Source organism: Rathayibacter sp. VKM Ac-2857 (assembly GCF_013205025.1).
Classification (GTDB): Bacteria; Actinomycetota; Actinomycetes; order Actinomycetales; family Microbacteriaceae; genus Rathayibacter.
In genome coordinates, this window is record NZ_JABMLE010000002.1 from 341,350 (window position 1) to 352,219 (window position 10,870).

Sequence of the window (10,870 nt, forward strand, 5' to 3'; positions counted from 1 at the left end):
CCCGCGTCACAGGCACACCTCGTAGGGGAGCTCGGGGGACTCCGAGAGGGTGATCCCGAAGACGTAGTCGGCGTCGGTGTCCAGCAGGAAGAACAGCGAGCTGCCGGACGGGCCGCCCACCACCGCGTAGTCGCCGTACTTCACGTCGCGGATGACCGCCGCGTCGGGATGCGCCTGAAGGACCTGCGCGAGCGAGGACCCCAGGCCGACGTCGCGCCAACTCCGCGAAGCGGCGGCGAAGGCCGACGGCGCCCAGATGGAGATGAGCGAGACGTGCTCGATCTCGGCGTCGGCCCAGGCCACGACCGACATGCTCACCGAGTCCGTCCCCGTATCGACCGATCGGGACCATGTGCAGTACTCGGGGACGCCCTCTCCGGTGAGGGTCACGTCCGCGGAGACGTCTTCGAAGGACTCGCCGAGGCGGATCGGGCCGACCGCATCGAGCGAGACCTGCCAGGACGAGACGAGAGAGCTCGCCGCGTTCGCCTCCGATACCGACGGACCGCAGGTGCAGACGATGATCCGCAGGATCGTGCCGGAGACGAGTCCGCCGTCCGGGCCGTCGTAGACGATCCGGTAGCCGGAGGCGCTCCCCGGCGTCGACGCGTAATCGACGGACCAGCCGTCGTCGAGGCGGACGGGAGCCGACGGCGTGCCGTAGACCGCGGTCGCGATCGCGACGTCCGATCCTTCGGTGATGCCGTCGGCGGTCGCGGTCGGCCCCTTCGGAGTGATGACGGTCAGGACTCCGCGGTGGAACTCGAGGGTCGCGTCCGCGCAGTCGACGTAGACGATCTCCGCCGTCTCCTCCGTCACCGAGAAGCCGTCGAGCGCGAACCGCGCCTGCTCGAGGGTCATCCCGAGGCGGGCCCGGCCGTAGCCCTCGGCGGTCACGAGGTCGCCGGTCGCCGTCGCCGCCCGCAGTCGCGCCGCGAGCTGATCGGCATCGGCCGCGTCGACGTAGCTGCCGGAGCCGAGGGTCGCGATGCACTGCAGCTGCGACTGCGCCTGCTCGTCGGCGTCGACCGCGAAGCCGATGACCTCGATCGAGAGCAGCGGATGCGACGTCAGCACCTCTCCCGCGACCTCGCAGGAGGACGGCGGCGAGCAGGTGTCGACGCCGTCGCTGACGAGGACGATCGTCGCCGGCTCGTCCGCGGGCAGCTGCTCGGCCGCCGAGCGCAGCGCCGGGCCGATCGGGGTGAAGCCCGACTCGACGATGCCGGCGATCGCCGCCGTGAAGCCGGCGGTGTCGACGGGCTGGACCGGCTGCAGGACCGTCACGTCCGAGCAGCCGGCCGCCCGCTCGGCGTCGGAGTTGCCCGTGCCGGTACCGAAGACCGTGAGCCCGAGCTCGCTCGCCGGGTCGAGTCCCTGGACGAGGGTCGTCGCGGCGGCCCGGGCGGCGTCCATGCGGGTGCCGCCCGTCGGGACGTCGCGGACCATCGAGCCGGAGGCGTCGAGGATGAGCATCGTCGGGACGCCGCCCGGGTCGGGTGCGACCGCGGGGACGGCGGCGGCCGGGGATCCGGCGGCGCTCGGTACCGCGTCGGCCGGGACGGCGTCGGCCGGCTCCGGGTCGGCCGCGGCACTCGCCGAGGGCTCGACCGCCGCACCGGGGAAGGGCAGGCCGGGGCCGCCGCCGAGGAGCGTCGGCACCGTCAGCACGGCGCCCGTCACGAGCGTCAGCAGCACGAGGGCGCCGGCGGCGGTCGGCAGGATCCAGGCCCTGCTGCCGGTGGGGCGCGAGGAGCCGGAGGAGTGCGGGGTCATCGGATCGTCCTCGGGGTCGGAGCGGGTGGCGGAGGAGGCGATGTCGGGGTCATGTGGAGCGCTCGCCGATCAGCACGTCGGCGATCACGAGGCGCGTGCCGTCCCACCGCATCGTCGCGGTGACGGGCCGGGTGGGCTGCGAGCCGGAGAGGTCCTCCCAGTACCACGAGACGTGGTAGGTCCCGTCGGCGTCGACCGTCAGGTCGGTGACCTGATCGCGGTAGCCGCTGGGAACGATCTCCGGCAGCCCGATCGCGTCGAGGATGCGGCCGTCCGGGGCGTAGAAGACGAGCGAGTCCGGCCAGTTGACGCCGCCGTGGAAGCAGCCGACCCTGACCACGCCGGCCGCCGAGGTGGTCGTGGGTGCGGCCGCGACGGCGGAGAGCCCGCCGGTGCCCGTTCCGATGCCGCCGAGGTAGACGCCTCCCTCCATGGCGGTGAAGCCGGGCAGGACGCCGTCGACGAGGGTCCCCGCGTCGAACTCGCAGAGCGCCGGCACGGGGGCCGACGAGAAGAAGCCGGGCGAGAGCGCCGTCGCCGGCTGCTCCGGCAGGCCGTCGCGCGCGAGCGCCCACAGGCTGGTCGGCTGGGGGTCCGGCGGGACGGGCGTGCCGGAGGCGTAGCCGACCGCGGACGCCCCGTCCGCTCGACCCTGCAGTGCGAGGAGAGCGGAATCGGCCAGCCGCTCTGCGACCGCCTGCCCGAGCGCGGAGGAGTCCGTCGACTGCTCGAGACGGAAGATCTGGAGCACGTTCCCCGTGGTCGCCGTGACCACGGCCGTCGTGACTCCGACGTCGTCGCTGCGGACGCCGGCGAACCAGTGCACCGCATCGTCGGGCCCGTCCGAGGGCGCGGCGCCGGTCCCGCTCTCGATCCAGGTCGTCGTCCGGAGCAGGTCGTAGTCCTGCGATCGCTCCTCGATGCGGTGGCAGCGCCCCGACGCACGCAGCAGATCGCCGTATCGGTCTGCGGCAGCGGTCACGCTGGGCAGCAGGAGCAGCTCGCTCTCGAAGCCGGAACCGGTGCGCGAGCGGTACCCGGACGGGTAGAACGGATCGGCGCCGAGCACGGCTGCACAGCCCTCCGGCTCGATCGCTCCGGTGAGGAAGTCGGTGATCCGCTCGACACCGAGCTCGCCGTCGCCGGGATCCGCGCCCGTCAGCTCGCCGAGGACGCTCCCGCCGACGACGAGCGCCTCGAGCTCGGACGCGAGGTAGGTCTCGTCGCCGGTGAGGGCGGCGGGGCTCGCGGGGGCGACTCCGGCAGCGACGTCGCGGACGACCCCGCTCCCCCACGGCGTCGCGAGCGCCGCCCACGCGCCGGCGGCGACCACAAGCGCGGCGACGGTCGCGGTGACCGCGACGGCGACGGAGGACCTCCTCGTCATCTGCGGCGCTCCCGCCCGTCGTCCTTCAGCGCCCGAGCAATGGGATCTTCCGAGCTCACGACGCACCGAGCACGAAGAAGAGCGTGATCGCGGTCAGCGCGCCGAGGACCATCCCGGCATAGCCGATCGAGAGGCCTGCCACCGCGATGCCGCGGCCGCGCTCCCCGCTCCGATGGATCTGCGCGAGGGCGATGTGCCCGCAGACCACAGCCGCGATCGACACGAAGAACGACAGCACGAGGGAGAGCACCGCCAGCACGTTCGTCGGGCCGGTGGCATCGATCGGAGCAGCAGACCCAGAAGCGCTGCGACCCGCGGCTCCGCGGATCACCAGGATCGGCACGAGGACAGCGGCCGCGACGACGACGACGAGGAGCAGGTGCCAACCCTGAACACCCGCGAACATCTCACGCCTCCGATCCGGCGAGCGACGCCGTTGTCAGGTAGCCCGCCAGTGCCGACTCGAGGAGGTCTCCGAACTCGTTCGGCGCCACTCCGGAGCCTCGAAGGGCGACTCCCTCACCTCGACCATTCGCAAGCACTCCGTCGACGAAGACAAGGTCGACCGGACCGGCAGCACCGCGGATCAGGAGCGTCAGGTCCAGCGAGGCGTCGAGGACGAGGTGCTCGGAGCGGAGCGTGGCGGGCACGTCGGCCGTCCGGAGGAGTCCGAGCAGGCACTCGCCCTCGTCACGGATCACGATATCGACCGTCCAATCGGGCCCGACGCCGTAGATGACGGAGCGATCGAGGGTGCCGAGAGTACGCAGCTGGAGAGACGATTCTGCCGAGGCGAGAACGCCGACGAGCACCTCGAGGACGGTGAGGAACGCGGCTGGCTCCTCGTCGAGACGGGCGAGCAAGAGGAGATCGGCGGCATCCGAGGGAAGCGAGCCGGACTCGAGCGGCTCCACCGGAAAGGCCGCACGTACGATTCCGGTCCCTCCGTTCTGCGCGTCGAGAACGGCTATGAGCTCGAGGACGGAGAGGCGGAGCCGTGTCCTGTCAGCGGCGGAAGACATTCTTCAGGTACTCCTTCGTGTTCTCGGCGACGCCACCGATCCAGTAGCCGCCATCTTCGATCGCCTTTCGCGCGGGTTCTCCGGAGGCTCGCATGGTGTCGCTGATCATCGACGGCACGCCGAGAACTCCTTCGTAGCGCCGGCGCATCGTCTCCGCTTGCCCGTTGGTCAGCGCGTCCGCGTCCACCCCCGGGCCGAATCTGTCCCGCACCGCCTGGCGGTAGGCAGCGTCCTGCATCTCCGGACTGAACGGAAGTCCGACGCTGATCACACCGACGAGTGCCACGACACCGGCTCCGACGACCCCCAGCCCGACCGCCGCGGTACCTCCGACGACCACAGCTGCGACACCCAGCCCGGTCGACACAGCTCCCGATCCGCCCTCGAGCAGCGCGCCGACGACATCCCCCTTCTCGATCGCCTCCGCTGTCCCGATGATGGAGAGGACGGCACCGACGGGAAGAAGGAATTTCCCCAGAGCCGGTCCAGTGAAGGTGCTCCCCCGAATGAGTTGCGTCTCTTGAAGAATTCGAGCCCATTCGAGGACGGAGACCGCACTCTCGACGAGGCCGAGGGACTCGAGAATCCCTTTAAGGGATTCCAGAGTCCAGTGCGAGCCGGGTGTCAGCCGGCCGGGGACTGGTATCAGCCCGTCACCTCCGCGCCAGATGTTCCCGGGAGGCAAGCGAATACCCGACGGACCCCCGGCTCCGCCGTCGGGCGCGCTCGCCCGCTCCTGCTCGACGGCATTTCTGAGGATCTCACCCGCGATCCGTTCGAGAGCATCGGACGCGTTCTGCACCTGCCTGCTGTACTCGCTGTCCCACATCATCCTGAACCGCACCGCGACCGGCCCGACCCAGGCGGAGATGCGGATGCCGCTTCCGATCCGCTGCCTCGCGCCGTCGAGCCTGTCACTCGCGGACTGGAGCTGACGCGCCAGACTCCGCAGTTCAGCCACGTCTGCGCCGTACGTCCCACTGCCCATCACTCTCTCCCTTTCACACTCGAATCAAGCGGATCGCGAGGGCTCTCACTGCTTCGCCCTCGCGATCCGGCCGATATCAATGCGAGATCTGGTCCTGCTGCGTGGCGTTGTCCGAAGCCTTGCGCCCCGCTTCCTCGAGAGCGTTGATGACGCTCCTGAGAGACGCGGTGTGGTTGCCCGACCAATCGCCGCGGAATTGCGTCGCATCCGGCCCCGTCCACTCCGTGTTGCCGAGCTGTGTCGTGAGGGAGTTGAGAATGGACTGGATGTTGCTCGCCTCCGTCGTCAACTTCGTCGAGAGGGTTCGGACCTGCTCGACATCGAGTCCCCAAACGGCCATGGTGTTCTTCCTTTCGTCAGTGCTCCGGAATGTCCGGAGTCACGATTCCCCGGCCTTCGGCCTCCCCATTACCGGGAGTCCGATCGACCTGTGGAGAAGTTATCGAGGGCTGCGCGGGAGGTCGATGGGCACTACTGCCCTATGACCTCATCCGCTCCGTTCAGCCCGCATCGGTAGCGATCTGGAGCTTCACCGCACGACCTCGCCCGACCAGGAAACCGCGGCCGGGAGGCAGATCCGCACGACGCATCCGGCCGAGCGAGGTACCGAGCAGAGTGTCGCCGTCCATCTCACCCGGAACGACGAGCAGTCCCCTCCTGCCCGCCTTGAAGGGCTGTGCGAGCGTGTACGACTGGCTCCACGTCGACGTCTCGCCCTCACCCACTACGAGGAACCCGGCGCGCACCACCGCCCGCACGAGCCGGTCGAGCGGCATCTCGGCCTCGGTGCCGGTGAAGTCGGTGAGGCCCTCGATGACGAGGGCGCTACCTGGCGGCCCGAAGCGTCCGAGCTCGATCTCGCTGGTGAGGACCTCGGCCGCGCGCGCGACCTCGGCCGCGCCCGCGACGCTGGTGGTCCACGCCGACCGTGCGCCAAGACCCGTCCGTCGGGTCGCGAGATGGATCAGCCTCGCTCCTCGATGAGCCCGGCGAAGCGCTGCGGCGAGGGTCGCGAGCGCGGTCGTGCGGCCTCCACCGGGCGAACCGGCCACGAGGAACGCACCCATGGCGTCGATGCCCATCGGAGCGAGGTCCTCGTCGGCGAGCCCGATGCATACTCCGGAGGACGCGGTCGCTGGCAGCTCCGCGAGCTGGATCAGCTCACCGAGCCGACCGATGGTGGGAGCCGCCACAGCACCCTGCCGGCGCATCGCGTCGGCCAGGCTGGCGATCTTGCGGGCCTGGATCGCCACGTTCGCCTCGCCGCCGAGGACGGCGATCTGCACCTCGCTGCCCTCGCTCACTCCGCGTCCCGGGGGCGAAGTGGGGGCGAGCACGTCCTTCGGCACGCCCAGCAGCAGGTAGTCGTCCTCGCTGGCGAGGCGGAGGACGACCCGGCGCTGGATGGTCGAGTTGAGGGAGGTGGGCACCGAGTTGGGCCGGTCGCCCGCCACCACGATGTGGATCCCCAGCTGCCGCCCGTCGGTCGCGATCTGCGTGAAGACGCTGAACCACGCACTGGTGCCGGCGTACTCGTAAGCCTCACGGAAGGCCCCGATGCCGTCGACGAGCAGCAGGATCCGCGGTTCGTCGGGGCGGTCCGCGAGCCGGCGGTACTCCCCGATCGTCGAGGCGTCGACGGCGCCGAAGCGCTCGGCGCGGTCGGCCACGAGGTCGCGGAGCATCCGGAGCAGGCGCACGACGCGCTCGTCGTCGTCGCCGCGGACGATCGCGCCGACGTGCGGCAGGTCGTTGAGCATCTGCAGTCCGTTGGCGCCGAAGTCGAGGCCGTAGACGTGCACGGGGCCGCCGCGCGGCGTCACGGCGGCCGCGACCGCGATCGAGCGCAGGGTCGTGGACTTGCCGGAGCCGCCGGTGCCGAAGACGGCCATGTTGCCGTCGCGGTCGGGCTCGTAGAAGACGGTCGGCTGGCTCTGCGTCTCGGGGCTGTCGACGACTCCCAGCAGGAGGCGGTCGTCGGTGCGCGGGTGCGGCAGCTTGGAGAAGTCGTAGGCCGGCGCGAGCTCGTCGAGCCAGGGTTTGCGCGGGGCCGGCACGCGCGCCTCGGCCGCCGCCCGCCCGATCGTCGCCACCATGCGGGCGATGTCGGTCGGGCCCGGGTCGCCGGTCTCCTCCGCCTCGGTCTGGTCCTGCTCCCAGGCGGCGCCGGAGCCGAAGGCCATCTCCTCGATGTCGATCCGCGGCGGCGGCGCCTCGCCGGTGGTCCGTCCGCCGGCGTAGCCGGTCTGGAAGCCGGCGATCCGGCCGGGCCCCGTCTTGGCGGCCCCGCGCCCGGGGATGCCCGGGTCGAAGGAGGCCGCCATCGGCGTGCCGAGGATGTCGGTCGAGTCGTCGGCGTCCGCCATCCGCAGGGCGATGCGCAGGTTGGTGTTCGCGCGCAGGTTGTCCTTGATCACGCCGGCCGGCCGCTGCGTCGCGAGGATCAGGTGCAGGCCGAGCGAGCGGCCGCGCTGGGCGACGTCGACCACGCCGTCCACGAACTCCGGCACCTCGTTCACCAGCGCGGCGAACTCGTCGACGATGATCAGCAGGCTCGGCGGGGTCTCCGGATCGCCCGTCTTCTCCAGCGAGACGAGGTCCTTCATCTTCTTGCGGTTCAGCAGGTGCTCGCGGTAGCGCAGCTCGGCCCGGAGGCTGGTCAGCGCGCGGCGGACGAGGTGCGGCGAGAGGTCGGTGACCAGGCCGACGGTGTGCGGCAGCTGCACGCAGTCGGCGAAGGCCGCGCCGCCCTTGTAGTCGACGAAGAGGAGGGCGACGCGATCCGGGCTGTAGGCGGCCGCCAGGCCGAGCACCCAGGACTGCAGGAACTCCGACTTGCCGGCTCCTGTGGTCCCGCCGACGAGAGCGTGCGGTCCCTGGCTGCGCAGGTCGAGGTAGAACGGCTCGGTGCCGGCCGAGCCGACGAGCGCCCGCAGCGAGCCGGCCGAGCGGCGGCGCACCGGAGCGGACCCGTCGCGGACGGTGATCGACTTGCTCTCGCGCCAGCGGTCGATGACCGCGCCGGACGCGGCGATCAGCTCGGGACCCGCCAGTGCGGCGTAGGCGACCTCGCGCGGCAGGTCGGAGGAGTCCTCGACCGGGACCCCACCGTCGACGACGGGCGAGAGGGAGCGCGCGAGCGCGAGGGCCGTGCTCGCGTCGACCGTCTCGAAGACCACCGGGTGCGAGTGCTCGCCGAGCCTGACCTGCCCGGTCGTCGCGGGCGAGCCAGGGTCGGCGACGAGCAGGAAGCTGCGGGCGGCGGCGGGGAGCTCGGCGATGCTCGCGGAGCACCAGAGCAGGTGGACCCCCGCGTCCGGTCCGCGCTCGGCGAGCCGGATGAGCCGGGCGCGATCGACGGGGGCGTCGTCCTCGACGATCACGATCACCGCGGGCGTCACGGGATCGGGCAGGCGATCGGCCTCCTCGGGACCGACCGAGCCGCGCAGGGCCGGCGCCTCCTCGCGCCGCTCCTCGACGAGCTCCTCGAGCCGGGACAGCAGCGACGCCCCGGAGCCCGGGTTGTCGGCGAGGTGCTCCCCCGCGAGGGGCGAGTGCACCGAGCCGGTGTGCGGCAGCCACTCGAGCCACGACCAGGTCGAGCGCGAGGCGGGCGAGGTGAGGGCCGCGACGGCGAGCTCGGCGGGCGAGTGCGTGCCGACCAGCTGCACGGCGATCGCGCGGGCGACGTCGGCGCGGACGGCGGCCGGCCCGGCGATGCCGAGCGCACCGCTGCTGCGGAGCTCGGCGATCACGGGCACTCCGTGCACGAGGCGGTGGCGCTCGACGGTCGCGGCGAGCTCGCGGAGGAACTCCGGCTCGGTGTCGTTGCCCGCGCTCTGCTCGATCCGGCAGCGGGACGGGAGCGAGCCGACGCCCAGCCGCACCGCGAGGAAGCCGCGGTGCTCGGGGCGATGCGTCCAGAGGTCCTCGCCGCGCTGCGCGATCGCGGTGACCGCGTCGGCGGCCGACGGCTGCTCGGCGAGGCGGACGGCGCGCTCGACGGCCTGCGCGGCGCGGACGTCCTCCTCGAGGGCGTCGAGCGAGCGGGAGAACGCGGCGACCTGCGCCTTCCGGGTCCGCCGCTCGGTGACGGTGTGGTCGATCCAGGTGCCGATGGCGAGCAGCGGGCTGAGGGCGACGAAGATCACGCTCAGCAGCTGCTGCGTGAGCACGTAGAGCACGGCGCCCATGACCAGCGGAGCGACGAGCGCGAGCAGCGGGAACCGCTGGGGCGTGGGCCGGGACGGCGGCGTCGGCGCGGGGAGCACGCGCTCCTCGAAGCGGACGACGACCCGCGGGGAGCGGGTGAAGTCGATCACCGGGGTGCTGGGCGGGGCGCCGCCGAGGCGCGCGAGCGGCACGACGCTCATCGCGCTGTCGCCGATCACGACGACGTCGGCCGGGGTGAGCATCGCCCGCTGCACGAGGCGCCCGCCCATGGTCAGGCCGTTCGCCGAGTTCGTGTCGATGATCTCCACGGTCTCGCCGATGCTCACCCTGGCGTGCCGCTTGGAGATCAGCGGGTCGGAGAGCCGGACGTCGACGCCGCGCTCCCGGCCGAGACGGCTGGTGCCGGCCGGGAGCGGGAACTCGCGTCCCGCGTCGGGGCCCGACAGCACGCGCAGCACGGCGACCGCCGGACCGCGGTCGCGGTCGGCGCCGTCCGCGATCGCGGGCGCGCGCGAGATCTGCACGGTCCCACCGGAGCGGATCCCGGCCTCGACGATCGCGAGATCGGGGTGGATCGAGCGCGGGCGGTCGAGGCCGCTCGCGCCGAGGACGTCGAGCGTGACCGGCCCGGCACCGCCGGATCCGGCGTGCTCGCGGTCGGTCCGCAGCGGGTCGGCCTCGAGCAGGGCCGCGGCCACCGCGCCGACCGAGACGGTCGCGTCGACGGTGACGACGACGTCGGTGGTCGCGCCGGAGGCACGGCGGAGCGTCAGCTTGAGGCGCATCAGTCGGTCCCGTCCTCGTCCGGCTCGTCCTGCGGGGCGTCGAGGAGCGGGAGATCGGCGCGGGTGACGAGCCGGCTCGTGACCGCGTACTCGACCAGGCGGGCGCGGCGGTGCGTGGCCAGCGAGCCGGTCTCGCCGCGCACCCCCTGCACCCCGACGCGGGCGAGCTTCTCGCAGACGTTGTCGAGCTTGCGGTTGAACCGGGTCTGCGTCCAGCCGAGCCGCGCCGCCGCCTTCGCGGAGCTCGGGATCACGCTCGTGCCCGTGCCCTCCCGGCGCAGCATCGGCTCGCAGAGCGCGACGATGAGCAGCCGCTGCGAGGCCGTGAACGGCGTCACCCCGATGGTCGTCGCCCCGGTGAGGGCGCGCGGCGCGAGCACGGAGTCGAAGGTCGGCCTGCTCGAGAACAGCGTCAGCTCGTAGGTGGTCGGGCCGGCCGTGAACACCACCATCGTCGTGCCGAAGACGATCGGCAGGCGGCTGCCGGGCGAGAGCCAGGCCTGGATCCCGCCCGAGCCGTCCGTGACGGTCGCCGACAGCCGGCTCCCCACGTTGCAGAGCCACCAGAGTCCCTCGGCGCGCACGATCTGCAGGAACCGGCGGTGCAGGAACGGGTTGTCGTCGAGATCGAGGGCGCCCTCCCGGCCGATCTCGAACGGCTCGTCGCCGAGCGGGAACCACTCGCCGCAGAACTCGATGCTCAGCTCGGCGTCGGCGACGACCGGCATCGGCACGGTGC

The 10,870-nt window shown here is 72.2% G+C and carries 8 protein-coding genes; all 8 read right to left on the reverse strand.

Translation table 11 applies throughout. From position 1 onward, the window contains the following. Positions 1-6: 6 nt before the first annotated feature. On the reverse strand, positions 7-1,776 hold the full coding sequence (locus HQQ86_RS09065; protein ID WP_173287807.1) for a VWA domain-containing protein: 1,770 nt from the start codon (positions 1,774-1,776) through the stop codon (positions 7-9). Positions 1,777-1,825: 49 nt separating this feature from the next. Continuing rightward, a complete protein-coding gene (locus tag HQQ86_RS09070; RefSeq protein ID WP_173287808.1) occupies positions 1,826-3,163 on the reverse strand; it encodes a hypothetical protein in 1,338 nt (445 codons plus the stop codon). Between the two features lie 55 nt (positions 3,164-3,218). Continuing rightward, positions 3,219-3,569 carry a DUF4190 domain-containing protein gene (locus HQQ86_RS09075; RefSeq protein ID WP_173287809.1) on the reverse strand — a complete coding sequence of 117 codons (351 nt, stop codon included), beginning with the start codon at positions 3,567-3,569 and terminating at the stop codon, positions 3,219-3,221. 1 nt (position 3,570) lies between these two features. Continuing rightward, positions 3,571-4,185 carry a hypothetical protein gene (locus HQQ86_RS09080; protein ID WP_173287810.1) on the reverse strand — a complete coding sequence of 205 codons (615 nt, stop codon included), beginning with the start codon at positions 4,183-4,185 and terminating at the stop codon, positions 3,571-3,573. Further along, positions 4,169-5,146 carry a WXG100 family type VII secretion target gene (locus HQQ86_RS09085; RefSeq protein ID WP_173287811.1) on the reverse strand — a complete coding sequence of 326 codons (978 nt, stop codon included), beginning with the start codon at positions 5,144-5,146 and terminating at the stop codon, positions 4,169-4,171. The genes HQQ86_RS09080 and HQQ86_RS09085 overlap by 17 nt, the downstream gene beginning before the upstream one ends. A 103-nt stretch (positions 5,147-5,249) precedes the next feature. Next, positions 5,250-5,513, reverse strand: coding sequence for a WXG100 family type VII secretion target (locus HQQ86_RS09090; RefSeq protein WP_173287812.1), 264 nt, complete (start codon positions 5,511-5,513; stop codon positions 5,250-5,252). 160 nt (positions 5,514-5,673) lie between these two features. Continuing rightward, the gene (locus HQQ86_RS09095) at positions 5,674-10,131 is read right to left on the reverse strand and encodes an FtsK/SpoIIIE domain-containing protein (protein ID WP_173287813.1); all 4,458 of its coding nucleotides are present in this window, start codon (positions 10,129-10,131) and stop codon (positions 5,674-5,676) included. After that, positions 10,131-10,859, reverse strand: a complete 729-nt coding sequence (locus HQQ86_RS09100; protein WP_173288741.1) for a hypothetical protein — start codon at positions 10,857-10,859, stop codon at positions 10,131-10,133. Before HQQ86_RS09100 ends, HQQ86_RS09095 begins: the two co-directional genes overlap by 1 nt. Between the last annotated feature and the right edge of the window lie 11 nt (positions 10,860-10,870).

Bases quoted from the DNA above. Each gene is read 5' to 3' on its own strand.
- HQQ86_RS09065 (WP_173287807.1), bottom strand. From the start codon at position 1,776: ATGACCCCGCACTCCTCCGGCTCCTCGCGCCCCACCGGCAGCAGGGCC.
- HQQ86_RS09070 (WP_173287808.1), bottom strand. From the start codon at position 3,163: ATGACGAGGAGGTCCTCCGTCGCCGTCGCGGTCACCGCGACCGTCGCC.
- HQQ86_RS09075 (WP_173287809.1), bottom strand. From the start codon at position 3,569: ATGTTCGCGGGTGTTCAGGGTTGGCACCTGCTCCTCGTCGTCGTCGTC.
- HQQ86_RS09080 (WP_173287810.1), bottom strand. From the start codon at position 4,185: ATGTCTTCCGCCGCTGACAGGACACGGCTCCGCCTCTCCGTCCTCGAG.
- HQQ86_RS09090 (WP_173287812.1), bottom strand. From the start codon at position 5,513: ATGGCCGTTTGGGGACTCGATGTCGAGCAGGTCCGAACCCTCTCGACG.
- HQQ86_RS09095 (WP_173287813.1), bottom strand. From the start codon at position 10,131: ATGCGCCTCAAGCTGACGCTCCGCCGTGCCTCCGGCGCGACCACCGAC.
- HQQ86_RS09100 (WP_173288741.1), bottom strand. From the start codon at position 10,859: ATGCCGGTCGTCGCCGACGCCGAGCTGAGCATCGAGTTCTGCGGCGAG.